The 23,319-nt window shown below is 71.1% G+C and carries 21 protein-coding genes and 1 tRNA gene; 9 read left to right on the top strand and 13 right to left on the bottom strand.

Annotation, left to right across the window (positions count from 1 at the left end):
- Positions 1 to 4: 4 nt before the first annotated feature.
- From ACFHWU_RS09795 to ACFHWU_RS09775, 5 genes are all read right to left on the bottom strand, one after another.
- Positions 5 to 730, bottom strand: coding sequence for a uridine kinase family protein (locus tag ACFHWU_RS09795; protein WP_416568985.1), 726 nt, complete (start codon positions 728 to 730; stop codon positions 5 to 7).
- Positions 727 to 2,322 carry a cobyric acid synthase gene (locus ACFHWU_RS09790; RefSeq protein WP_416590344.1) on the bottom strand — a complete coding sequence of 532 codons (1,596 nt, stop codon included), beginning with the start codon at positions 2,320 to 2,322 and terminating at the stop codon, positions 727 to 729. Before ACFHWU_RS09790 ends, ACFHWU_RS09795 begins: the two co-directional genes overlap by 4 nt.
- Positions 2,323 to 2,353: 31 nt before the next feature.
- Positions 2,354 to 3,382 carry a cobalamin biosynthesis protein gene (locus ACFHWU_RS09785; RefSeq protein WP_416590343.1) on the bottom strand — a complete coding sequence of 343 codons (1,029 nt, stop codon included), beginning with the start codon at positions 3,380 to 3,382 and terminating at the stop codon, positions 2,354 to 2,356.
- 158 nt (positions 3,383 to 3,540) lie between these two features.
- On the bottom strand, positions 3,541 to 4,395 hold the full coding sequence (locus ACFHWU_RS09780; protein WP_416557149.1) for a single-stranded DNA-binding protein: 855 nt from the start codon (positions 4,393 to 4,395) through the stop codon (positions 3,541 to 3,543).
- Positions 4,396 to 4,901: 506 nt separating this feature from the next.
- Entirely contained in the window at positions 4,902 to 5,312 is a 411-nt protein-coding gene (locus ACFHWU_RS09775) for a PPOX class F420-dependent oxidoreductase (protein WP_416557148.1), read from the bottom strand.
- A 116-nt stretch (positions 5,313 to 5,428) separates the two neighbouring features.
- Here ACFHWU_RS09775 and ACFHWU_RS09770 point away from each other — a divergent pair, with 116 nt between their 5' ends.
- From ACFHWU_RS09770 to ACFHWU_RS09760, 3 genes are all read left to right on the top strand, one after another.
- Positions 5,429 to 6,454 (top strand): alpha/beta hydrolase, encoded by a 1,026-nt coding sequence (locus ACFHWU_RS09770; protein ID WP_416557147.1) that lies wholly within the window; start codon positions 5,429 to 5,431, stop codon positions 6,452 to 6,454.
- Between the two features lie 56 nt (positions 6,455 to 6,510).
- Positions 6,511 to 6,586: transfer RNA gene (locus tag ACFHWU_RS09765), tRNA-Arg, on the top strand.
- Positions 6,587 to 6,709: 123 nt separating this feature from the next.
- On the top strand, positions 6,710 to 7,426 hold the full coding sequence (locus tag ACFHWU_RS09760; RefSeq protein ID WP_416590342.1) for a DUF4433 domain-containing protein: 717 nt from the start codon (positions 6,710 to 6,712) through the stop codon (positions 7,424 to 7,426).
- Between the two features lie 13 nt (positions 7,427 to 7,439).
- Here the strand turns inward: ACFHWU_RS09760 and ACFHWU_RS09755 are convergent, their stop codons facing one another.
- Complete coding sequence (locus ACFHWU_RS09755; RefSeq protein ID WP_416567769.1) at positions 7,440 to 8,063, bottom strand: SigE family RNA polymerase sigma factor; 624 nt, start codon at positions 8,061 to 8,063, stop codon at positions 7,440 to 7,442.
- Entirely contained in the window at positions 8,060 to 8,731 is a 672-nt protein-coding gene (locus tag ACFHWU_RS09750) for a permease-like cell division protein FtsX (RefSeq protein ID WP_416557144.1), read from the bottom strand. Before ACFHWU_RS09750 ends, ACFHWU_RS09755 begins: the two co-directional genes overlap by 4 nt.
- A 79-nt stretch (positions 8,732 to 8,810) precedes the next feature.
- Here ACFHWU_RS09750 and ACFHWU_RS09745 point away from each other — a divergent pair, with 79 nt between their 5' ends.
- Both ACFHWU_RS09745 and ACFHWU_RS09740 read left to right on the top strand, forming a co-directional pair.
- Positions 8,811 to 10,610, top strand: a complete 1,800-nt coding sequence (locus ACFHWU_RS09745; protein WP_416590341.1) for a sulfatase-like hydrolase/transferase — start codon at positions 8,811 to 8,813, stop codon at positions 10,608 to 10,610.
- A gap of 217 nt (positions 10,611 to 10,827) precedes the next feature.
- On the top strand, positions 10,828 to 14,265 hold the full coding sequence (locus ACFHWU_RS09740) for a M12 family metallo-peptidase (protein ID WP_416567771.1): 3,438 nt from the start codon (positions 10,828 to 10,830) through the stop codon (positions 14,263 to 14,265).
- Positions 14,266 to 14,326: 61 nt separating this feature from the next.
- On the opposite strand, the gene ACFHWU_RS09735 is transcribed toward ACFHWU_RS09740, so the two are convergent.
- Both ACFHWU_RS09735 and bluB read right to left on the bottom strand, forming a co-directional pair.
- Complete coding sequence (locus ACFHWU_RS09735) at positions 14,327 to 15,976, bottom strand: FAD-dependent oxidoreductase (protein WP_416590340.1); 1,650 nt, start codon at positions 15,974 to 15,976, stop codon at positions 14,327 to 14,329.
- Positions 15,977 to 16,076: 100 nt separating this feature from the next.
- Entirely contained in the window at positions 16,077 to 16,691 is a 615-nt protein-coding gene (gene bluB, locus ACFHWU_RS09730; protein ID WP_416556198.1) for a 5,6-dimethylbenzimidazole synthase, read from the bottom strand.
- A gap of 79 nt (positions 16,692 to 16,770) precedes the next feature.
- Between bluB and ACFHWU_RS09725 the strand changes: the two genes are divergently transcribed.
- On the top strand, positions 16,771 to 17,034 hold the full coding sequence (locus ACFHWU_RS09725) for a hypothetical protein (protein WP_416590339.1): 264 nt from the start codon (positions 16,771 to 16,773) through the stop codon (positions 17,032 to 17,034).
- Positions 17,035 to 17,038: 4 nt separating this feature from the next.
- Here the strand turns inward: ACFHWU_RS09725 and ACFHWU_RS09720 are convergent, their stop codons facing one another.
- Positions 17,039 to 17,392 carry a hypothetical protein gene (locus ACFHWU_RS09720; RefSeq protein ID WP_416590338.1) on the bottom strand — a complete coding sequence of 118 codons (354 nt, stop codon included), beginning with the start codon at positions 17,390 to 17,392 and terminating at the stop codon, positions 17,039 to 17,041.
- A gap of 27 nt (positions 17,393 to 17,419) precedes the next feature.
- Between ACFHWU_RS09720 and ACFHWU_RS09715 the strand changes: the two genes are divergently transcribed.
- The 3 genes from ACFHWU_RS09715 (at position 17,420) to ACFHWU_RS09705 (ending at position 19,792) form a co-directional block, all read left to right on the top strand.
- Positions 17,420 to 17,932: a mycothiol transferase gene (locus ACFHWU_RS09715; protein WP_416556191.1), complete on the top strand. Its 513-nt coding sequence runs from the start codon at positions 17,420 to 17,422 to the stop codon at positions 17,930 to 17,932.
- 106 nt (positions 17,933 to 18,038) lie between these two features.
- The gene (locus ACFHWU_RS09710) at positions 18,039 to 18,689 is read left to right on the top strand and encodes a class I SAM-dependent methyltransferase (RefSeq protein ID WP_416556190.1); all 651 of its coding nucleotides are present in this window, start codon (positions 18,039 to 18,041) and stop codon (positions 18,687 to 18,689) included.
- 287 nt (positions 18,690 to 18,976) lie between these two features.
- The gene (locus ACFHWU_RS09705) at positions 18,977 to 19,792 is read left to right on the top strand and encodes a potassium channel family protein (RefSeq protein ID WP_416556189.1); all 816 of its coding nucleotides are present in this window, start codon (positions 18,977 to 18,979) and stop codon (positions 19,790 to 19,792) included.
- Between the two features lie 34 nt (positions 19,793 to 19,826).
- Here the strand turns inward: ACFHWU_RS09705 and ACFHWU_RS09700 are convergent, their stop codons facing one another.
- The 3 genes from ACFHWU_RS09700 to ACFHWU_RS09690 are packed head-to-tail and all read right to left on the bottom strand — an operon-like array spanning position 19,827 to position 23,251.
- Positions 19,827 to 20,705: an LLM class flavin-dependent oxidoreductase gene (locus tag ACFHWU_RS09700; RefSeq protein ID WP_416590337.1), complete on the bottom strand. Its 879-nt coding sequence runs from the start codon at positions 20,703 to 20,705 to the stop codon at positions 19,827 to 19,829.
- 48 nt (positions 20,706 to 20,753) lie between these two features.
- Complete coding sequence (locus ACFHWU_RS09695; protein WP_416590336.1) at positions 20,754 to 22,823, bottom strand: glycogen debranching N-terminal domain-containing protein; 2,070 nt, start codon at positions 22,821 to 22,823, stop codon at positions 20,754 to 20,756.
- Complete coding sequence (locus tag ACFHWU_RS09690; RefSeq protein ID WP_416590335.1) at positions 22,820 to 23,251, bottom strand: SCP2 sterol-binding domain-containing protein; 432 nt, start codon at positions 23,249 to 23,251, stop codon at positions 22,820 to 22,822. Before ACFHWU_RS09690 ends, ACFHWU_RS09695 begins: the two co-directional genes overlap by 4 nt.
- Positions 23,252 to 23,319: the final 68 nt, after the last annotated feature.

Here is a 23,319-nt window from a genome sequence, read left to right as displayed (position 1 = left end):
TGGCCTACCCGGCCGATGGTGCCCCACCGGCGCCACCGGCGTCTACGTCCGGCCAGTCCCGGATCCACCCGTACGCCAGCTGGCCGGACCGGAGCTGGCCGGACTCGGGCTCAGCAGCGCCGTCGACGAGCAGGTCGACCGCACCGGGCGTACCGTCGGCGGAGATGAACCGCTCCTCGGCCCGCCGCCAGCGGTCGAGCGTCGGCTGTATCGCGGCCCCGTCGCGGGTGAGCGACCGGGCCAGGCGCACCGATTCTGGTGCGGTGACATAGACCGACAGCGTCGCGGCCGGCCGGACCGCCGCGCGGGCCGCGCTCACCCCTTCGATCACGAGTACGGCGGGCGGCTCGATCACGGTCCAGCCGTCGCCGAACCGCCCGGCGGCCCAGTCGTATCGTCGGTAGCGGGCCGGCCGGCCGGTCCGCAGCGGGTCGAGCACGCAGGTGCTGAGCCGGGGCCAGAATGTGAACTGGTCACGCCAGCCATCCAGCAGGTCGTCGGTGTGCACGACCGCCACGGCGGGGTCGGCGGCGGTGCTGAACGGCTCCGTGGCCGACTCCGGCGCTGTCGCCGTGATCGTCGCGCAGGCAGTGGCCAGGCGGTCGGCGAAGGTGGACTTGCCGGCGCCGCTCGGGCCGTCGACGACGACGAGCCGGACCCGGCCGAGGCGGGCCGGGGCGGCGTACACCCGCCGGGCCAGACTCTCGAAGGTCGAGATCCCCCGCGTCACCGGGGAGCTCCGGGTGGGATGAACGGTAGTCCGGCCGGCGGCCCGGACTCGATCAGCCGCCACAGCGCGGCGGTGTCCAGGTGCTCCTCCACCAGGTCGCCGAGTAGATCGAGTCCGCGTTGGCGCAGCGCCGTGAAGCTGGTGTCCGGCGCGACGGTGAAGCCGTGCCGGCCGGCCTGGCGGGCCACGTCGGTGAGGTAGCGGCGACGGAACTCGTCGGACTCGAAGGCACCGTGCCAGTGGGTGCCGCACACCGGACCGAGCCGTACGCCCTCGGTGCCGCCCGTCGCGCCAGGGCCGGTGCCGGTGCCCACCTCGGTGCCGGTGCCGGTGAACAGCGGCGAGATCGACCCGTCGGACCGGGAGATGTACCCGTGGTGAATCTCGTAGCCGCGCACCGGGACGTCGCTGTAGGCCCGCCCCGCGCTGCGGGTCACGGTCTTGTGCTCGGCGAAGGTGATCTCGACGGGCAATAGGCCAAGCCCCGGTACCGTGCCCCGGCGGCTCTCCACCTCGTCGTGGATCACCCGGCCGAGCATCTGGAAACCACCGCAGATGCCGAGCAGCGGGCGGCCAGCGCTGGCGTGCGTGGTCACCGCCGCAGCCAGCCCGGTCCCCCGCAACCAGGCCAGATCGTCCACGGTCGATTTTGTGCCGGGCAGGACGACAAGGTCGGCGGCGGCAACCTCGGTCGGGTCGACGGTGAGCCGGACCTGCACGCCCGGCTCGGCAGCGAGCGCTTCGAGATCGGTGGCGTTGGACATCCGGGGTAGTCGCACCGTCGCGACCCGCAGGATGTCGCGGCCGCGCGGCGCCGTGGGTCGTCCGATCGTCTGGCCGTACGCCAGCGAGTCCTCACCGTCCAGCCAGAGATCGGGCTGCCAGGGCAACACCCCGTAGGTGGGTCGGCCGGTCACCTGGTGCAGCATGTCGACCCCGGGCCGCAGCAACTCCTGATCACCACGAAATTTGTTGATCACGAACCCGGCGATGTGTTCCTGGTCCTCGGCGCTGAGCAGGGCTACGGTGCCGAACATGGCGGCGAAGACGCCACCCCGGTCGATGTCACCGACGACGATCGCCGGCAGCCCGGCATGCCGGGCCAGCCCGAGGTTGACGAAGTCACCAGCCCGCAGGTTGATCTCGGTTGGGCTGCCGGCTCCTTCACAGATCACCACGTCGTACTCGCCACGCAGCTCGGCGAGGGTGGTGTGCACGGCGTCGGCGAGGCGGGAGCGCATCGCGCGGTAGTTGGTCGCGGTGACGGTGTCGACCGCCTCCCCGAGCAGCACGACCTGGCTGGCCCGGTCACTGCCCGGTTTGAGCAGGACCGGATTGAACCGTACCTGCGGCTCCAGCCCGCAAGCGGCTGCCTGCACCGCTTGCGCCCGTCCGATCTCGCCGCCCCGACCGTCCGACCCGACGACCACCGCCGAGTTGTTGGACATGTTCTGTGCCTTGAACGGCGCGACCCGCACCCCACGCCGGTTCAGCCATCGACAGATTCCGGCGGTGAGCAGGCTCTTGCCCGCGTCGGAGGTGGTCCCGGCGACCAGTAGGCCACCACCGACAGGGCCAGCACTCCCCGGCACCCCGGCCTCCCTTCCGCTCCTGGTGGTGTTGCTACCGGCGGCGGATGGCCCGCACGGCGGTTCTGACCGCCTGCGCGGTCAGCTGCGCGGCGGCCAGCTGCACCACGGGAGCCGCCAACACGGACACTGCCGCAGCGGTGTTGCCGACCCGCCGGGACAGCGTCGCTGCCCGGCGGATCTGCCGAGGTGAGGGGCGCGGACCGTCACCAAGATACGGACGCACCTCGGAACGCCCGAAGTAGACGTTGCGCCCACCGAGCCGGACCCCGAGCGCCCCGGCGAACGCCGCCTCGCACTGACCGGCGTTGGGGCTCGGATGGTCGGCGCGGTCCCGACGCCACACCCGCCAGGCCCGTGCCCGGTCGCCCTTGACCGCTGGCGACCACCACACGGCGGCCAGCCCGGTGAGCCGCGACGGCACGAAGTTCAGCAGGTCGTCGAGTCGCGCCGCGGCCGTGCCGAACCGTTCGTAGCGCGACGACCGGTGCCCGACCATGGCGTCCAACGTGTTCGCCGCCCGGTAGCCGACCAGGCCGGGCAGACCTGCGACGGCCCCCCAGAACAACGGCGCGACCACGGCGTCCGAGGTGTTCTCGGCGACGGACTCGACGGTCGCCCGGGCCAGCTCCGGCGCGTCGAGCGTGGCCGGGTCCCGGCCGCAGAGATGGTTGAGCCGGCGTCGGGCCGCTGGTACGTCTGCCCGGTGCAGCGCCCGCGCCATCACCTGTGCCTCGGTCCGCAGCGTCCGCCCGCCGAGCACCGCCCAGGTGGTGCCGGCGACGAGAGCAGCCCGGGCGATCGGATGTCGTCGGGTCAGCACCGACGCCGCCACGGCGGCGATCACCGGCCCCCCGACGGCCACGGCCGTGTAGGCGACGCCGGCCCGACGGGTCGGCCGGTACAGCCGGCGCTCGGCGGCACCGGCCAACCGGCCGTACCCGGCGACCGGATGCCAGCGGCGGGGGTCGCCGAACAGGGTGTCCAGGGCGTAGCCGGCGACCAGACCGCCGGCCGTGGCGGCGGCGGCCGACGCGTTGACCCTGCCAGCGCTGGTAGCCACTCCGGCAGCCTACGTGGAGCCGGTGGCCGGTGGCCGGTGGCCGGTGGCGGGTGACGGGTCGGCTGACGGTCACCGGTCACCGGTCGGTCGACCGTCGGCGCGGTGGTACGGCAGACGGGTCCGTACCACCGCGCTCGTCGGCATGGGGCCGGCCAGGGTCAGACCGGCACCGCCGTCCGGCTCCGCGACCGCCGGGCCCGGCTGGACGAAGCCGGCTGCTCCTCGGCCGGCAGCGGATCGCCGATCGGGTCGCCGGAATTCCCGTCGCCGCCGGGCGACCGCGACGACGGCATATCCATCAGCATGTCCGATGGCTCGTCGCGGTGACCGGAGTCGCCGCCCGTCGTCGCGATGCCGGCTCCGGGGTCCTCGGTCGAAGCGGCGACTGTGCCGGCCTGAGCCGAGGCGGACTCGGCCGCCTCGGCGGCGAGCAGGTCCACGGCGAGGGTGACCGGCCGGCCACCCGGACGGTTCGGTTCCCCTTCGACCGGCGACGGCACTGACGGTTCCAGGAACATCGGGTCGTCGTCACCGTCGAACAGCTCGTTGCGGGTCGCCGGCACCTCGTCGGCCGGCACCTCGGCGGTGACCTCACCCTGCACCCGCCGCTCCGGGTCGTCCCCGTCGACCTCGCTGGTCGCCAACGTCGGCCGGTTGCGGGTGAACCGACCCCGTCCTCGGGCCAGGTCATGGCCGACCGCCACGGCCTCCATCTCGTACTGCAGGCGGTTGTTGCCGTCGCCGTCGACCCAGTCGCGGGTGTAGAGCCGGCCGACCACGACGACCGGGTCGCCGAGCATGACCGAGGAGCAGACTCCTTCGGCCAGCTTGCGCCAGCAGTTCACCCGGACCCGCAGGCTGTTGCCGTCGACCCAGCGGTTGCTCTCCCGGTCGAGCCGGCGCGCCGTCGAGGCCACTTTGAAGTTGGCGACCAGTGTGTTGGTCTGGGTGGTACGCCGCCACTCCGGCGTGGTCAGCACGTTACCGACAACCGTCACGTACGTATCGAACATCGCATCTCCGCAAGGGGCTCGTCGGATTGATCTGATCGAGTCGACTCGATGCTCAGCATTGATGGACGGCACCCCTGCCGGCCAGCCACGGTCCGGCGGCGCTGTGGACAGATCCCCGGCTGTGGACAACCGCTCCGATACCGAGTTGATCTGCTAAGACGCGCATCGGAACCGGCGGGTGGAGGTCGGACGGTGTCCGGTGGTGACCGGTAGGCTCAGCAACCGACCTCGGACCGGCTCTTGGCCATGAACTTGGGAAGACTGAGGTTCACTCAGCAGGCCTCCTACCCACTACAGTAGACCCCCAAAACGTAGTGGTCAGCCTGCTCAGAATCCACGACACCACCAACATCGACGCCGCCCTGCGATACAACGCCCGCAAGAACCGACGGATCCTCGAACTCCTGGAGCTTCTACCAACCTAAACACCCCACCCGCCGACTTTGCCGTGCCCGTGGGCTCTACGCGCCGGCCGTCCAGGCAGTTGCCTGGGCTCATCCAGACCGTCACCTGTGCACGTCCGGACCGGCATGAGTGACGCTCACCCGGATCGCCACCCGCTTGTCGCGGCGCATCGCAGCCCGGTAGTCGTCCCAGTCGGAATGCTCTCCGGAGATCCGTCGGTAGTAGTCGACCAGCACGTCGAGGGCTTCGGGCAGCCGTACCACCTCTGCTTCTCCGTCGATCTGCACCCAGTCGCCAAAGAACCGGTCGGTGGTCACGCAGAACGTGACTCGTGGGTCGCGCAGCAGGTTGCGGACCTTGACCGCGCCTTCCCTGGTGCTGACCAGCACCCGACCGGCGTCGTCGACCGCGACCAGCACCGGACTGGTCTGCGGCCGGCCGTCCGGATGCCGGGTCACCAGCACCGCCCGATGATTCGCCCGCAGGAACGCCGTCGCCTGTTCGGCCTTCATCTCGCACCTCCTCGCGCCGCGCACCGCCGCTCGGCCGCCGCCAGTGCCGCCTATGATTGTGCGACGCGCAGCGCGGTGCTACCCGGAGGTAACCATCCGGCGGTACGGTCAAGGTCGTGCAGCCTGACATCCTCGGACCCCCGTACGAGCAGCAGGTCATCGAACTGGACCCGGACGACGAGGGTCCGGTCGTCGCGACCCTGGTCCGCCGCCGGGCGGACCGCCCGGCCGGGCGGGCGGTGCTCTACCTGCACGGCTTCGTCGACTACTTCTTCCAGACCCATCTGGCAGACCACTTCGTCCGCGGCGGCTGGGACTTCTACGCCCTCGACCTGCGCAAGTACGGCCGGAGCCTGCTGCCGCACCAGACCCCGAACTTCTGCCGCGACCTCAGCGACTACTTTCCGGAACTGGACGCCGCCGCCCGGATCATCCGCGAGCAGGACGGCAACGAGACGTTGCTGGTCAACGGCCACTCGACCGGTGGGCTGATCGCCGCGATCTGGGCCGACGCGCGGGCCAGCCAGGGCATCGCACCGGACGGGTTGTTCCTGAACAGCCCGTTCTTCGACCTCAACGCACCGTGGCTGCTCCGCCGGCCGGTAGCGGCGGCCATCTGCCGCCTCACCGGCCGCTCGCCCTACCGCGTCGTCCCGGTCGGGCTTTCCCGGGTGTACGGGCAGAGCGTGCACGCCTCCCAGCGCGGACACTGGGACTACGACCTGGAGTGGAAGCCGCTCGCCGGGTTCCCGGTGCGGGCCGGTTGGCTGACCGCAATCCGACGCGCCCAGCGGCGGCTACGTGCCGGACTGCACATCACCGCGCCGGTCCTGCTGGCCTGTTCCTCCCGGTCCTACCGCAGCCACAGCTGGCACGATTCGGCCACCCTGGCCGACGCGGTACTCGACGTCGAGCACATGGCCCGGTGGGCCCCCCGGCTCGGCCGGCACGTCACCGTGGTCCGCATCGACGGCGGCCTGCACGACCTGACCCTGTCCCACCAGCCGGCCCGCGACGAGCTGTTCAGCGAGCTGGACCGCTGGCTGCGTGGCTACTTCACCACCGAGCCGGCTGGCCCGGACCCTGGTCAACCGGTAAGGGCGCAACGCCCGGTCGACCGAGGGTTACCGGAGACCGACTGACTCGTCACGGCAACTTGCGACCACTACTATGTGCACGCTAGGACGAAGATCAGCAAGCGCCCGTAGCTCAGCGGATAGAGCAGGGGACTTCTAATCCCAAGGTCGTAGGTTCGAACCCTACCGGGCGCGCCACCACCCCAGGTCAGAGCTTCGACGCTCGCAGACAGGCAGTCCGATAGACTCCCGTCCTCACGGTCACGTCAGCGGAGGTTTGACCCAGATGTCCCCAGCGGCGTCGACGTCCGCACGAAGCCGATGGATACTGCACTTCACCGACATCGACAATCATGCCAGTATCTCTGCAGAAGGCCGTTGGCCTGCGATGTTTCCGCCCGCGCCGGCATCATGCGCACGGAGGTCGGCGATCCCGCGATCAAGGACTCTCGCCGCCGACGGCGGATCCCGATCGGCCCACGGGGCTACGTTGGGGACTACGTCCCGTTCCACTTCGCCCCACGTTCACCCATGATGTATCGGATTGCCTGCGACCATCGCGACAGCATCGCCGGCCGGTACGCGGACGGCGACCGCCCGTTGGTCTACCTCGCTGTGACAGTCGGTGCGGTCGTGGAGGCTGGTGCGGCGTGGGTCGCGACCGACGACAACGCAGCGATCGCAACGTCAGCCTTCACCACGGCGCTCGACGACTTGGACAACACGGTGGACTGGCCGCTCGTGCAAGCGGAACGCTGGAACAGCACCGTAGACGATCCAGACCGGCGGCGTCGCCGGATGGCGCAGTTCCTGGAGCAGCACCCGGCCAACAGCCACCACCACGACCCCGACCAGCACCAACCCGCCGGCAAGCCAGTCGTACACCGGTGGGCCGGCGTGGGTCGCCACCGCGACCATCGCGATCAGCATCGCGACGTCGTGGAACGCCGGCACGTTCGGGGCGGCGAGCAGTCCAGTGGTACTGCGACGTCGGCCGGTACGGCGAGGTCGACGCGGGTGGTATGCCGCCCAGCCTAGGGCACGGCTCCGATCAGCTGGTCGGGAAGTCCTCGCCGAGGACGGTACGCAGCCGCTGCAGCGCCCGCATGCTGCACATCTTCACCGCCGACGTGGTGATGCCGAGGATCTCGGCGACGGCCTGCACGCTCTGGTCCTCCCAGTACCGCAGCACCAGCACCGCCCGGTCGCGCACCGGGATCTCCGCCAGCGCACGCAGCAACGCCACCTGCAGTTCGGTGGAGCCGCCCGAGCCGGCGGGCCGGCCCGCCGGCTCGGGCGGCTCGGCGAGCAGCACCTCGGTGCGGCTGCGCCGCGTCATCGCGTCGGAGACCGCGTTGATCAGGACCCGACGGCTGTACGCGTTCAGGTTCGCCGTGGGCCAGATCCGGTTCCACGAGGCGTACATCCGGGTGAAGGTGATCTGGGTGAGATCCTGCGCGAGATGCCAGTCCCGGCACATCAGGTACGCGACGCGGCGCAGCCGGGGAGCCGCGTCGACGACGAACGCGGTGAACGCCTCGTCCCCGGCCACTCGCTGCTTCCGACGGCTGGCGGCCCACCGGGCCAGCGGTCCGCCGCCGCGCTCAGACCTCGTCGGTGCCGGCTCCACCGGTAGGTCGGCAGCGACCGGCGCTACGACCCGAACCCCACTCACTCGTCCACCTGCTTGTCCGTGCCGTACAGGCAGAACCAGCCGGTGACCGTCTCGACACCGGGCATCGCCTGTAGTCCGCCGCTGACCTGCTGATACGCCGATGGGTTCGCCAAGGTGATCCGGAAGGACTCTGGCAACTGGTCCGGGGTCACTTTCTCCATCAGGTCTGGATGATCGAGCAAAACGGCAGGATCGTCCTTGTACCGCCGAATGAACCGCTGGTAGGCGTCCTGCCGGCTCTCAAACGCCACCGACCCAACCTGCGGATTGGACCGCAGCGCCGCGTCGACAGCGCGCCGCTGCTCGGCAGTCACGTTGACGCTCAGGTAGACGGCGGCTTCGGTCGCCGCCTCAGCGGTGGTGGGACGCACCAGTTCACAGCCGGGCGAGACCGACGGCATCGCCGCCTGCGCCGGCACCGGGGCCGGTGCGTCCCGGACGGGTGCTGCCAGGCTAGCTGCGACGGCGGCGAGGACGGTCACGGCGACGGCGGCACCGCCGATGGTGAGCCGTCTGCGTCGGCGTAGTCGGCTCCCGCCGACCATGGCCGCTCGGGCCAGGTCGTCCGGTGGCACCGCAGGTGCCGGTTCGTCGTCGAGCGCCCGGTCGAAGTACGTCCGCAACTGGTCCATGCAGAAGTAGACCGGTCGACGCGGCGGACCGGTCACGGCCGCAAGCCGGTGGTCCGCAGATCGATCCGGTCCGGCTGGTCGTGCGTATTTGTGGGTGCCCGGTGGTACGGATATCGTGCAGAGTCCGGTCCGGCAGGCGCACCGCCTGGCCGACTACCAGGAAGGCCCCAACTTGTCCTCCGCCACGAACTCCGCCCCGGTCACCGCCGACGACGTGACGGACCAGACGACGGCGGCGGACCAGACGACGGCGGCGGACGAGACGGCACCGCCGACCAGCGGATGGCGTCAGCGGGTACGGCGTACCGCCCGATGGTCGGCCGACGTGCTGGCGGTCGGCGGCGTGCTGGCCGCGATGACCCTGCCATACCAGCTGGATCTGGTGGTCCCGGTCGCGTTCGCCCGCATTCCGGTCGAGGCGCTGGTCGCCGCCGCGCTGCTGCTGGTGCTGCCGGGCCGGGTCCGCACCCCGGTGGCTGCCACGCTCGGCGCGCTGCTCGGCGTACTGATCACGCTGAAGGTCGCCGACATCGGCTTCTTCTCGGTGCTGGACCGGCCGTTCGACCCGGTCCTGGACTGGGGTCTGCTGGCCGACGGATACCGGTTCGTCGACGCCTCCTACGGCCGGGCCGCGGCGGTCGGCGCGGCGGTCGGCACCGTCGTGCTCACGATCGGGGTGCTGACGCTGCTGGTCGCCGCGACGCTGCGGCTGGCCCGGCTGTTGGCCGCACACCGACGGATCGGCGGCGGTACGGTCGGTGCGCTGACCGCCGGCTGGCTGGTGTTCGCCCTGCTCGGTACGCAGGTGGTGGTCTACCAGGACGAGTGGCGCACGATCGGACTGCCGGTCGCCAACCGGGCGACCGCCCGGTTGGCGTACGACCACACCATGCAGATCGGCGCGAGCCTGCAGGACCGGCAGGAGTTCGCCGAGCTGGCGGCGGTCGACGCGTTCCGGGACGTGCCCGCCGACGAGTTGCTGACCGCGCTGCGCGGCAAGGACGTGCTGCTGGCGTTCGTGGAGAGCTACGGCCGGGACGCGGTCACCCACCCCGACTTCAGCCCACTGATCGGTGACCTGCTCGACGACGGCACGCAGCGGCTGGCGGCGCGGGGCTACCAGTCGCGCAGCGCTTTCCTCACCTCGTCAACGGTCGGAGGCAGCAGCTGGCTGGCGCACGCCAGCACCCTGTCCGGGCTGTGGGTGGACAACCAGCAGCGCTACCGCAGCCTGGTGACCAGTGACCGGCTGACGTTGACCCGGGCGTTCGGACGCGCCGGCTGGCGGGTCGCCGGCTTCTTCCCCGGCAACAGCCGGGCCTGGCCGGAGGGGGCGTTCTTCGGCTACGACCAAGTCTACGACTCGCGCAACATGGGGTACGCGGGCGACAGGTTCAACTTCGCCTCCATCCCCGACCAGTACGTGCTGTCGGCGTTCGACCGCTTCGAGCGGCGCGACAACGACCAGCCGGTGATGGCCGAGGTGGCGTTGCTGTCCAGCCACGCGCCGTGGACCCCGCTGCCGCAGCTGGTCAACTGGAACACGGTCCGGGACGGTTCGGTCTTCGACCGGGAGGCGATGGCCGCCGGCCAGGCCAATAAGTCCGCGGAGGACGGATTGCGCAGCGACTACCCGAAGGCGGTGGCGTACTCGTTGAGCACGATTATCTCCTACATCGAGTCGCAGGGCGACGACGATCTGGTGGTGGTCTTCCTCGGCGACCACCAGCCGGCGCCGGTGGTGACCGGTCCGGGGGCCAGCCACGACGTGCCGGTCACCATCGTCACCAGCGACCAGGCGGTCCTCGACCGGGTCGCCGGCTGGGACTGGCAGGAAGGGCTGCGCCCCGGTCCGCAGGCCCCGGTGTGGCAGATGGACTCGTTCCGGGACCGGTTCCTCACCGCTTTCAAGTAGGCCGCCCCGCTCGTCACGGGCAGATCGGCTCCGCTCGTCACGTGAGCCGGTCTCGCAGTACCGGCCATCATGCACCGTCTCATCCGTACGGATGATGGCTGTACCCGCTGCTCGGGGCCTAGCGTCGACTCTCGACCCTTGAGAGCCACGGCTTATCGACCAGCGCACCCCCTGGCCGTTCGGGTCGTGGATCGTCACGGACTCCCGAGGAGACATTTTGAGGAAGCCCTCGACGAGGCGCCACTCGTCGCCGAACGGCCGTTCGCAGCCACCGCCCGGGACCGGCCGGTCCGGCAACCGCCGCCTGATCGCCCTGCTCGTCGCCGTCGTCGCGGCGGCGCTGCTGCCGGCGGTCGGCCCGACGTCGGCCGCCAGTGCCGCGCCGCAGGAAGGTACGCCGATCGCCGGCACCCCGTGGGCCGTGCTCGACGACGTACCGACGGCCAGCCGGTCCGGTCGCGCCCAGGACATCCAGGCACACCGGTTCGCGGCGTACACCCTGGACCGGGATGTGATCGCCGCCCAGCTGGACCGGGCGCCGGACGAGTCGGACCGGGCCGCCGCGACGGCACCGCTGGTGCTGGCCGTGCCGGACCCGGACGGCGTGGTGCAACGGTTCGCGGTGGTCGACTCTCCGGTGATGCAGGACGGGCTCGCCGCCCGGCACCCGGACATCCGCACGTACGCCGGCACCGGCGTCGACGACCCGACGGCGACGATCCGGGCCGACCTGACCCCGCTCGGCTTCCACGCCTCGGTCCGCTCGTCGACCGGGTCCTGGTACGTCGACCCGTACCATCGCGACCAGAGCGTCTATGCCAGCTACCACGCCGGTGACCTGGTCAACCGGCACGGCCCGCTGACCGAGCGGGGCGACGTCGACGCGGCCGCCGAGCAGGTCGGCGCGGAGATCGACCAGGCGCAGGCCGACGACCCGGCCGGTCCGCTGGTCAAGCTGCGCACCTACCGGCTGGCATTGCTCACCGACCCGTCGTACGCCGACTACTTCGGCGCGCAGAACGTGACCGCCGCCAAGGTGACGCTGGTCAACCGGGTCACCCAGATCTACGAGGACGAGACCGCGATCCGGCTTGTGCTGATCAACGACACCGACAAGACCAACCTGAACACCGTGGCGGCGGCCACCGGCCCGGACGGGCCGTGCGGGTCCGCGCCGTGCTTCTCCGAGGCGCAGCTGACCGGCTGTTCCGGCGCGACGCTCAACCGCAACCGGATCGTGCTGGGCCAACTGGTCGGGGCGAGCAGCTACGACGTCGGGCACATCGGCTTCGGCCTGCCGGGTGGCGGCGTCGCCGGGCTGGGGGTGGTCGGCGGCGACGGCAAGGCGCGCGGCTGCACCGGCCTGCCGAACCCGATCGGTGACTTCTACGCCGTCGACTACGTGGCGCACGAAATCGGCCACCAGTTCGCCGGTAACCACACCTTCAACGGCACCCAGTGGAACTGCTCCGGCGGCAACCGCAGCGCCGCCAACTCGTACGAGCCGGGCAGTGGTTCGTCGATCATGGCGTACGCGGGCATCTGCCAGCAGGACAACCTGCAGCCGCACACCGACCCGTACTGGTCGCAGCGCAGCTACCACGAGATCACCACGTTCGTGAACTCGTCCCGGCCGGCGATCAACGAGGTGCAGACGGTGTCGCTGCGCGACTTCGACACTGTCGGTGACTCGTTCCAGTTCACCTTCAACGGCCGAAACTCCCGGCTGATCGGTTACGGCGAAAGCTACACCACTGCCTACATCAAGGAGACGATCGAGTCGATGACCGGTTGGCCGGACGGCGCGACGGTGACCGTCGGGGCGTTCGGCGGTGTCGGCGCGCTCGACAACACTGGCTTCCAGGTGACGTTCAACGGCGGAGCCGTGGCGCAGACCAACGTATCGCCGCTGGAGTTGATCCCCTATTCCGGCATGGACGGCTTCGTCGGTGAGACCGCCAAGGGCGGCCCGGTCGACAACGGCGGCTGGCAGGTTACCGAGACCACCAACCACGCCCCGGTGGTGACCGTGCCGGACCAGTTCACCATCCCGGTACGGACCCCGTTCGCGTTGACCGGCAGCGCCACCGACGCCGACGGTGACGCCCTGACCTATCTGTGGGAGCAGAACGACCGCGGCGGCATCGCCGGAGTCAGCAACGCCGGCACCGCGTTGACCGACAACGTCAAGACCAACGGACCGCTGTTCCGAGTGTTCGGCACGGCGGCGCTGGTCGGCCCGGACGACACCGAGCAGTACTACTCCCCCGGGTTGAACGCGGTCGACGACGACCCGACCCGGGTCTTCCCGGACATGGCGCAGATCCTGGCCGGCAACACCAACGCGGTGACCGGGGCCTGCCCGGCGGCGCCGGCACCGCCGGGCAGCGGCAGCGCGTCGAACCTGCCGCAGGCGCTGGTCGACTGCTACTCGGAGTTTCTGCCGACCGCCGACTGGGTCGGCTTCGCCAACGACCGGACCATGCGCTTCAAGCTGACCGCCCGCGACGGCCGGATCGGCGGCGGCGGGGTCGGCAACGCTGAGACCGAGGTCGTGCTGGCCCCGCAGGCGGGTCCGTTCCTGGTCACCTCCCAGCCGGCGCCGGCGTTCTACCTCGGCGGGTCCACTCAAGAGGTCACCTGGGACGTGGCCGGCACCGACGCGGCGCCGGTGAACGCGGCGCAGGTGCGGATCTCGCTGTCGACGGATGGGGCGAAGACCTTCCCGTACGTGCTGGCCGAGGCGGTGCCGAACAACGGAACCGCCACGGTGACGATGCCGAACATCGACACCACCACCGGTCGGATCAAGATCGAAGCGGTCGGCAACGTCTTCTTCGACCTCAACGACGCCGACATCCGCATCGACCAGGTCCGCGCGGCCGAGCTGGCGTACACCGGGGACACGCTGGTGCACCCGGAGGGTGGCGCGGAGCAGGCGCAGGTGTTGCTGCGGACGGCGGTGAGCGCCGAGGCCGGCGACGTCCGAGGTGCCCAGCTCGCCTTCACCAGCGGCGACACCACACTGTGTGCCACCGAGGTGAAGTTGTGGGGCAGCGACCGCACCGGCGGGATGGCCAGCTGTACGGCGACCCTTCCGGTCGGCAACCACCCGGTGACCGCCACGGTCGACGGCCGCTACACCGGGTCCGTCACCGCGACGGTGACCGTCTCCCCGCCGACCAGGCTGCGGTTCCTCGGTGACGGCTACCTGCGCAGCGAGTCGACCGCTGGCGCCTACCCGCTGGACCCGGATCACCGGATCGAGTTCGACCTCGACGGCCGGATCACCTACGGCGAGAGGCTGGTCGGCAAGGTGCTGGTCGGCTACCGCTCCGGCGACCAGCGGTACAAGTTCCAGGGCAACGTTCTGGAGTCGTACGGCTCGTACGCTCTCGGCAGTGGACCAGCCACGGCGCAGCTGCGCTACCAGGTGACGCTGTTCGACCTGTCCACCCCGCAGCAGCCGGTGGCGGTGGCGACCGGACTGACCATGCGGGTGAGCGCGACGCTGGTCAGCGGGCCGGGCCAGCTGGACAAGATCGGGATCACCGTCTGGGACGGTGACACGCTGATGTTCTCGTCGAGCTGGACCGGCACCGCCACCGAGGAGATCAACCTGACCGCGTCCGGTGGTGACCTCGTCCTGTACTAAGGGCTGGGAACTGCCGATCATTGCTGACAGACGTCCGCCCGGACCGCCGGGTGGGCGTCTGTCAGCGCTGGCGGACGGCGTGCAGCACCGCGTCGTGGACGGTCACCGGGTTTCCGTCCGGGTCGATGCCCGGCCGAGGTACCGTCTCGGCCCGGATGCTGGCCCACTCCTGCGGGTCCAGCACCGCCGCCACCTGCTCGGCGGTGAACAGCAGGTCCCGCATCCGGGGCCGGCGCAGCCCCGGCACGTCCAGGTCGGACGGGTGGTGGCCGACGATCAGCAGGGTGCCGCCGGGGCGTACCGCCGCAACGAGCCGGCGGTGCAGCATCGCCCGGTCCGGGTCCGGCAGGTGCATGAACTGGGCGGTGACCAGATCGAACCGGTCCGGTCCGGGATCCCAGGTCCGTAGGTCGGCCGGCTGCCAGGTGAGCCGTCCGGCCACGTCGTCGCCGGCCGTCGCCGCCTGCTCGGCACCGCGCCGCAGCGCCACCGCCGACACGTCGACGGCGGTCACCTCCCAGCCTCGGCCGGCCAGCCAGATCGCGTCGGCGCCCTCGCCGGCGCCGACGTCACAGGCGGTGCCGGCAGGCAGTTCGGTCGCGACGGTGACCAGTTGCGGGTTCGGGTTGCCGCTCCACACCCGGTCGACGGAGCCGTACCGTTCGTCCCAGAACTCCTGGCTGACCATGGCGGCCACGTCCGCCGGCCCGTGGTGCACCGACAGGCCGGAGTCGTCCTCGCCGGCGGCGGCCCGGTGCCGGCGTACCGCGTCGGCGGTGTCCTCCTCGGCCAGGTCGCCGTTGACCGCCGCGGCCGCCATCGTGCCGGCCGCAGCCGCCGCCATCACCTGGCCGAACGGATTGGTCAGGTTGCCGGCCGCCCAGACTCCCGGGATCGGGGTACGGCCGGTCGGGTCCGCCTCGACCTGTTCGGCCATCCCGCTCGGATGGCTGGTCACCGGCACCCCCAGCTTGGTCAGCAGCCGGTAGTCGACCCGCAGCCGGGAAGCGACGGTCACCGCCGACCGGGGCACCACGGTCCCGTCGGCCAGCCGTACCCCGGTGAGCTGGTCGTCGGTCACCTCCAGCCCGACGACCTCGCCCGGCACCACCCGGACGCCGCGGGCCGCCAACTGTTCAGCCTGTTCGTCGGTGAGGTCGACACCGGTGTGGGTGAACAGCACCAGGTCGGAGGTCCACTGCCGGAACAGCTGCACCTGGTGCAGCGCCATCTCGCCGGTGGCGAGCACCCCGACCGGCTGGTCCCGGATCTCCCACCCGTGGCAGTACGGGCAGTGCAGCACATCACGGCCCCAGCGGTCCCGCAGCCCGGGGATGTCGGGCAGTTCGTCGACCACGCCGGTGGCGAACAGCAGCCGCCGGGCGGCCACCGTACGGCCGTCGGCCAGGCTGATCTCGAATCCGCTGTCGACCCGCTCGACCGCCTCCGCCCGGCCGGGCAGCACCACGCCGCCGTACCGTTCGACCTCCTGCCGGCCTGCGGCGACCAGCCCGGCCGGGCTGATGCCGTCGCGGCTGAGGAAGCCGTGCACGCCGGCCGAGGGCGCGTTGCGGGGTTCACCCGCGTCGATCACGATCACGGCCCGCCGGGCCCGGGCCAGGGTCAGCGCCGCGCTCAACCCGGCGGCACCGCCGCCGATCACCGCCACGGCGACCCGGTACGTGGGTCCCCCCACCTTGTTGTCAGCCATCCTGACCACCTCCGGCACCCACGATCCGCCGCTGCCAGCGTAGCGGCAAACTTTCTTGCCGTTTTGGCAAACGCCGGTGGTCGGCAGGCTCTGCGGGGCTTCACCACCGGTCGTGGTGCACGGCGTCGGTCACCGGCCGGCGCCGCCGCCAGCCGTGCCGCTCCAGGTCGGGTTCGTCGGCGAGCCGGCTGACCGGCCCGATGCAGAGCCAGGCCACCGGTCGGATGCCGGCCGGTATGGCGAGCAGGTCCCGCAGGAACGGCTCCCGGTAGAAAGAGACCCAGCCGACCCCGAGACCTTCCGCGGTGGCCGCCAGCCAGAGATTCTGAATGGCCAGGCAGACCGAGTAGAGGCCGGCGTCGGCGATGGCGTGCCGGCCGAGCACCGCCGGGCTGCCTCGCTGCGGGTCGTAGGTCACCACGATCGACAGGGTGGCCTCCCGTACCCCGTCGATCTTGATGTGCGCGAACCGGGCCGCCGCGACCGGGTCGAGGGTCTGCGCGAACGTCTGCCGTTCCCGCTGCACATGTGCGTGGAAGGCGTCACGCACCGCCGGATCGCGCACCAGCACGAAGTCCCACGGCTGGGTGAGCCCGACACTCGGCGCGGCGTGCGCGGCGGTCAGCACCCGGTGCAGCACCTCGTCCGGCACCGGCGCGCCGGTGAACTCGGCCCGCACGTCACGGCGCCGATGGATGACGTCGTACAGGTCGATGAGCATCGCGCTCCATTGTCCCAAGCCGCGCCTTGAATCCGGTTGCCGGCCTCAGGCCCGGCCTGATCGGATGGCGGCCATGCTGGTCAGACGGGAACGAGCCGGCGACGTCGCGGCGCTGACGCACGCGGTGCTCGCCGCCGCCGAAGCCCGCGACGAGACACTCGTCGCGCTGCTCGGCGAACCGGCGTACTACCGCCGGTTCGGGCTGCGGCCGGCGAGCGAGTTCGGCATCGTCGCGCCCGATCCGCGGTGGGGGCCCTACTTTCAGGCCCGTCCGCTGGGCGGGGCCACGCTGACACCGGGCCGGTTCCGCTACGCCGAACCGTTCGAGCGGCTCTGACCGCTCAGCTGTTCACCGGCCGGCGGGCCACCAGCAGGACGTGGGTGAGCGGCCAGTCCATCGGACGACCATTCAGGGTGGACCGGGATGCGACCGGGGCGAGCCGGTGGTACGGCACCGGGTTGCGCCGAATGTTGCCGTGGTTGGCCGACGTCACCGCCCAGACGAGGGTGCACGGCCCGTCGGACGCCGCAGCCTCGCGGACGGCCAGCCGGCTCAGATTGTCGGCCTGGAACCGGGTGAGAACGTGGTGCCGACCGGGGAAGAGCAGGTAGCGGGCCCTGGCGCGCTGATAGCCTACGGCCGCCGTGGCCGGCCGGGCAGGGTCCGCCACGGCCCAGCCCAGGACCGGGGACATCGACGCTCCAGGGAGGAGACAGGCACGGTGGATGCGAGCGCACTGCTGGTGGAGACCTTCGACCGGCTGCCCGAGCTGGTCCGCGCGGCGGTCGACGGCCTGGGCCCGGAGCAGCTGCGCTGGTCGCCGGGGTCGGGCACGAACCCGATCGGCTGGCTGGTCTGGCACCTGACCCGGGTCCAGGACGACCATCTGGCCGAGGTGATCGGCGAGCCGCAGGTCTGGGTCGGCGACGGCTGGGCGCGGCGGTTCGGCCTGACCGCCGATCCGGCCGACACCGGGTACGGGCACAGCGCCGAGCAGGTGGCGGCGGTGGCGCCGGAGAGCGCCGCCGTGCTGGTCGACTACTACATGGCGGTCGCCGACCGGACCCGGCGGTTCCTGGTCGGCCTGACCGACGCCGACCTGGACCGGATCGTCGACGAACGGTGGAACCCGCCGGTCACCCTCGGCGCACGGCTGGTAAGCGTGGCCAACGACGACCTGCAGCACGTAGGTCAGGCCGGGTGGCTCCGCGGGCTGCTCAGCGCGACCAGCTGACCGCGACCGGCTACCCTTTTGACGCGGTGTGCCGCAATAGGCATGCTGTGTCTCGGGCCCCTGTCTCCCCGGCTCGCCGGAGCACCCGCGCAGAGGAGTTCCCCTCATGTCCGTTCCCGTGTCGGAGAGCGCCACCACGTCGCAGCCCGCGCCGGTTCCGGCTGCCCGGCGCGGCGACGCCGGGGCGTTCCTCCGCGAGTTCCTCCGGTCGCCCACCCGGATCGGTGCGATCGCTCCCAGCTCGCAGCGGTTGGCCGAGGCGATCACCGCGCCGATCCCGGAACGCGGCGACCCGGTCGTCGTCGAGCTCGGGCCCGGCACCGGCGCCTTCACCGGGGTGATCCAGCGGCGGCTCGGCGGCCGGGGTCGACACCTGGCGATCGAGCTCAGCCCGACCCTCGCCGACCTGCTGGCCGGCCGACACCCGCAGGTCGAGGTGATCGTCGGCAATGCCGCCGACTGCCGTGCCCTGGTGGCCGGGCAGGGCCTGGCCACCGCCGACGTGGTGGTCAGCGGGCTGCCGTGGGTCTCCTTCCCGCGTGATCTGCAGTCGTCCGCCCTCGGCGCGGTGTGCGACGTGCTGGGACCGGACGGGGCGTTCACCACGTTCGCGTACGTACTGACCGCGCAGACCCCGCCGGCCCGTCGGTTCCGGCAACTGCTGCGGGACCGGTTCGAGGAGGTGGTGATGGGGCGTACGGTGCTCGGCAACCTGCCGCCGGCCTTCGTCTACCACGCCCGCCGGCCGCGCCGCTGACCGCTCTTCCCGGCCGCGCCGCTGACCGCTGAACCGCTCGCCCGCCGGGCGTCAGCCGGACTCGGCGACCCGCTCGCCCATATCGTGCTCCGGCAGGATCACGTGGTGGGCGCCGACCCGTTCCAGAATCCGGCCATGCTGCCGGCTGATCGCCTTTGCCCAGTGAACCCGCCGGCGATCACCCGGGCCGGGTGCTGGAACCGGTCGGCACCGCGCCGCCACATCGGGACCCGCCACCGGTGGGGCCGGTGGCGGGCCGGTTGCCGCCATCAGGCAGCCTGTCGGGCATGTCTCTCCAGGATCCGGGGTCCGGCCCGCACCGCGAGGACCGAACCGCCAGGTGGGAGCGCCGGACAGCGGCCGGGTTGACCGTGCTCGCCGTGGCGTTCCTCGTCGTCTATGCCGCGCCCATTCTCTACCCGCAGATGCCGGCGCGCTGGCACGCCGTGTGTGTCGCTGCCAACATCGTGATCTGGGCGCTCTTCTGGGCCGACTACCTCGTCCGGCTGTGGCTGGCCGGCGACCGGTGGCGGTTCGTCCGCGCCAACCTGTTCGACCTGATCGTGCTGCTGCTGCCCATTCTCCGGCCGTTGCGGATGCTCCGGCTGGTCACCGCAGTGCTCCTGCTGACCCGGCGCACCGAGGTCTGGGCGCGTGGCCGGCTGGCGCTCTACGTCGGCTCGACCACTGTCCTGCTGGTGATCGTCTCCGGGCTGGCGGTGCTGGACGCCGAACGCAGCCACCCGGACGGTGCGATCAACACCTATCCGGACGCGCTGTGGTGGTCGGTGGTCACCATCACGACCGTCGGCTACGGCGACTACTACCCGATCACCAGCACCGGCCGGTTCGTGGCGCTGGCGCTGATGATCGGCGGTATCGGCCTGATCGGTTTCGTCACCGGTTCGCTGGCCAGCTGGATCGTGGAACGCATCTCCGCAGCGGGCGAGGCCGACACCGCCAAGTCGCCGGCGACCCGCGCCGACGTCGTCGCGCTCACCGAGGAACTCGCTGCGTTGCGGGCCGAGGTGGCCGGATTGCGGGCCGACCGCCAGCCCCGTGCCGAGCTGCCCGAACCACGGCCGGCCGACCGGTCCGGTTGACGCCTCGTCGGCGGGCGGCGCTCGGCGGGCAGAGTCAGGCCCGCAACTGCGGCAGTACGTCGGTCGCCACCTCGGCAAGCACCCGCTCGTCACCGGCGTACCAGCTGCTCCGGCGCGGCCAGTGGGTGATGACATCGGTGAAGCCGAGCGCGGCGGCCCGACCGACCGCGTCGGCGAAGAAGTCGGCGCTGGTCAGCGAGAAGACCGGTGCCGAGTCCAGCGACAGGTACCGGCGCAGGTCGTCCCGGTCCCGCCCGGCCCGGTCCACCGCCGCGTCGCAGCGCCGCGTCAACTGGGCCACCGAGGCCCACCAGGCGACCTGGTCGTCGAATACGGTGCCGGTGGTCACCCAGCCGGCGCCGTACCGGGCGACCAGGTCCAACGACCGGGGCCCGTTGGCGGCCATGACGAACGGCAGCCGGGGCCGCTGGCGGCAGCCGGGCGTGCTGCGGGCGTCCACCGCCTGGAAGTACCGGCCCTGCCAGGTCACCCGATCGGTGCGCAACAGCAGGTCGAGCAGCTCGACGAACTCGGCGTACCGGTCGACCCGGGCGCGCGGTGACAACGGACCGGCGCCGAGCACCGTGGCGTCGAACCCGATCCCGCCCGCGCCGACCCCGAGCAGCAGCCGGCCGGCGGAGATGTCGTCCAACGCGGTGACCTCGCGGGCGAAGTGCACCGGGTGCCGGAAGTTCGGCGAGGCGACCAGGGTGCCGAGCGGAATCCGGGAGGTGACGGACGCGGCGGCGGCCAGCGTCGGGACCGCGTCGAACCACGGCCCGTCGATGAGGTCCCGCCACCCCAGATGATCGTAGGTCCAGGCGTGGTCGAAGCCCCACTCCTCGGCCTGGCGCCAGCGGCGCGACGTCACCGACCACGGCTCGTCCGGCAAGATCACGATCCCTACCCGCACGGTCGACACCCTACGCCCGGATGCCGCTGGGCCGGCCGGGCGCCCGGGTCAGGCCGGCTCGCGCTCCTTGCGGTGGATGTCCATCCGACCGCGACCGAACGCATCGATATGCCCCCATCTGCCGGGAATATCCAACAGTTCGATCCGGCCCATGCTGATCGGCAACGCCGGGTCGACCACCAGGTGCTCGCCCTGCGGCTCCAGACCGAGCAGGGTCCGCAGCAGCAGCAGGGTGGCCCCGGTCGACCAGGCCTGCGGGCTGCAGGAGGTCGGATACTCCACCGGATACTTGGTCAGCGCCCGGTCGTAGCCGCCGAACGCCTCCGGCAGCCGGCCGTTGAAATACTGCGCGGCGTTGATGATCCCATCGGCGATCCGGGCCGACTCCTCGACGAAGCCGTACTTGCGCAGGCCCCAGGCGATAAACGAGTTGTCGAACGGCCAGACCGTGCCGACGTGGTAGCCGATCGGATTGAACCGGCCCTCCCCCTCGGCCAGGGTCCGCACCCCCCAGCCGGAGAACATCCGCGGGCTGACCAGGTGTTTGGCGATCTTCTTGGCCTTGCCGGCATCGACGATACCGCTCCACAGCAGGTGGCCGATGTTCGACGACAACGCGTCGACCTGGCCGCCCTCCGGGTCCAGCGCGAGCGCGAAGTACTCCCCATCGGCGACCCAGAAGTCCCGGTTGAACCGATGTTTCAGGTCGGCCGCCTCCCGCTCCAACTGGTCGGCGTACCCCGGGTCGTGCCAGATCTCGCGGGCCAGCCGGGCGCCGCGCATCTTGGCGTCGTACGCGTACCCCTGCAGCTCGCAGGTCGCCCGGGGGTAGCCGGGCAGCCGGCCGTCGCGGTAGCAGATCGCGTCCCAGGAGTCCTTCCAGCACTGGTTCTCCAGACCGGTCTCCTCGTTGCGCCGCTCGTACCAGAGGTAGCCGTTGTTGAGCAGATCACCGTAGGTGTCGATCCAGCACAGCGCCTGCCGGGCCTCGGCCTCCAGTGCCCGGACCAGCTTGACGTCGCCGCTCCACCGCTCATACTCGTCGAGCAGCACGACGAACAGCGGGGTCGAGTCGGCTGCTCCGAAGTACGGAGTGTGCGGCTGCTCCTCGAAGGCCGACGACTCGCCGTACCGAATTTCGTGCAGGATCTTGCCCGGTTCCTCGTCCCGGAAGTCGTCAAGCTTGCTGCCCTGCAACCCGCCGAGCAGCCGCAGGGTCGACGCCGCCAGCTCCGGCGCGAACGGCAGCGCCTGCAGGCTGGTGAAGATGCTGTCCCGGCCGAACATGGTGGCGAACCACGGCACACCGGCGGCGGGCACCGACTGCCCGGCCAGCGACAGCGGGGTGTAACGCAGCGCGGCCAGATCCACCAGACTCCGCCGGTACGTCGACGCGAGCGGCTCACACTCGCAGGACAGCCGGGGTGCCCGGGCGATCCACTCGTCCAGTTCCCGGCGCATCTCCGGCTTGGCCCGGTCGAAGTGCTGGCCGAGCATTCCTTCGCGCAGGTCACGACCGTCCGGACCGATAGCGGTGGTCTTGACCTTGATGTGGGTGACCCACCGGCCGTGCGGCTCGACGACGATGGTGAAGCTGAGTCCGTGCTCGTCGATCGCCGCCGGCTCGCTGCTGGAGATGATCGTCTCCCGGTGGAAGCTTTCCCGCTGGTAGCCGAGCCGCAGGCAGCCCCGGTCGACGTGGGCGTAATGCTTGCCGACCTTGTTCCGGACGTCCTTGATCTCGAACAGGTCGGCGAAGTCGCTGCCCGCTTCCAGCCGGACGCTCAGTTCCATCGGCTCCTGGGCATGGTTGAGGATGGTTATCTCCTCGTCGAAGCTGCCGCCCACCCAGCGTTGCCGGATCACCGACATCTCGGCGTCGACGTAGTGGGTCGGCTCTCCGGGCACCAGGAAGAACCGTGCCTCGAAGTATTGCAGGTCGTCGACCGACAGCGAGGACAACCGCTCACCGTCAATGGTCAGCTGCCACTTCGACAAGAAGCGGGTGTCGAACGAGAACAGCCCGGTAGGTGCCGCCGGAGAGGCGTCGATGTCGCCCTGGCTGTCGCTGACCACGAAGGTGTTGCCGTCCAGGATACTGACCATTCCCTCGGTCATCGCTCAGTCCTCTCCCGCCGGGCGAACGCGCGTGGGTCGTGGGAATTGGGCGGGCCGGGCATCATCCGCTCGATCAGGATCAGCAGGCGGAGATCGCCGAGCACCATGATGTCGCCGCGCAACATCGCCGCCATCGGGTTGATCTCGCCCCGGGCCATCCCCTCGAAGACCTCCTGATCGGTACGCAGCACGCTCTCCGCATCCCGCTGCTCGCGCACCAGGCTGGCCCGACCTCCCTCGAAGGCGACGAACCAGTAGTCCACCTGTTCATCGTGTGCCAGGTCGAACCGCACCGTCCCGGAGATCTGCCGCAGCAGCGACGCGTTCTCCTTACGGCCGAGGCGGTCGAAGAACTCCCGCGTCGCCGGCATCGGTTCCCGCGCCGAGGCGGTCCGTGTGGTCTGCGCCCGCTGCGTCGTCTGCGGCATCTTCCGCTCCCTCCACCCAATGGCAGGGTCGCGGCTGATCGGGTGGTACGGCATCGCCCGTGCCGGGT

The sequence above is a fragment of the Micromonospora sp. LOL_015 genome (assembly GCF_048060275.1).
In the GTDB taxonomy this organism is placed as follows: domain Bacteria; phylum Actinomycetota; class Actinomycetes; order Mycobacteriales; family Micromonosporaceae; genus Micromonospora_E.
The sequence above is the reverse complement of the archived record's forward strand: the minus strand, read 5'-3'. Positions and strand labels throughout refer to the sequence as shown.

What these genes read in the sequence shown, in the direction of transcription:
- ACFHWU_RS09780 (WP_416557149.1), bottom strand. Translation starts at nt 4,395, where the DNA reads ATGTTCGATACGTACGTGACGGTTGTCGGTAACGTGCTGACCACGCCG.
- ACFHWU_RS09775 (WP_416557148.1), bottom strand. Translation starts at nt 5,312, where the DNA reads ATGAAGGCCGAACAGGCGACGGCGTTCCTGCGGGCGAATCATCGGGCG.
- ACFHWU_RS09760 (WP_416590342.1), top strand. Translation starts at nt 6,710, where the DNA reads ATGGATACTGCACTTCACCGACATCGACAATCATGCCAGTATCTCTGC.
- ACFHWU_RS09735 (WP_416590340.1), bottom strand. Translation starts at nt 15,976, where the DNA reads ATGGCTGACAACAAGGTGGGGGGACCCACGTACCGGGTCGCCGTGGCG.
- ACFHWU_RS09725 (WP_416590339.1), top strand. Translation starts at nt 16,771, where the DNA reads ATGCTGGTCAGACGGGAACGAGCCGGCGACGTCGCGGCGCTGACGCAC.
- ACFHWU_RS09720 (WP_416590338.1), bottom strand. Translation starts at nt 17,392, where the DNA reads ATGTCCCCGGTCCTGGGCTGGGCCGTGGCGGACCCTGCCCGGCCGGCC.
- ACFHWU_RS09710 (WP_416556190.1), top strand. Translation starts at nt 18,039, where the DNA reads ATGTCCGTTCCCGTGTCGGAGAGCGCCACCACGTCGCAGCCCGCGCCG.
- ACFHWU_RS09705 (WP_416556189.1), top strand. Translation starts at nt 18,977, where the DNA reads ATGTCTCTCCAGGATCCGGGGTCCGGCCCGCACCGCGAGGACCGAACC.
- ACFHWU_RS09695 (WP_416590336.1), bottom strand. Translation starts at nt 22,823, where the DNA reads ATGACCGAGGGAATGGTCAGTATCCTGGACGGCAACACCTTCGTGGTC.
- ACFHWU_RS09690 (WP_416590335.1), bottom strand. Translation starts at nt 23,251, where the DNA reads ATGCCGCAGACGACGCAGCGGGCGCAGACCACACGGACCGCCTCGGCG.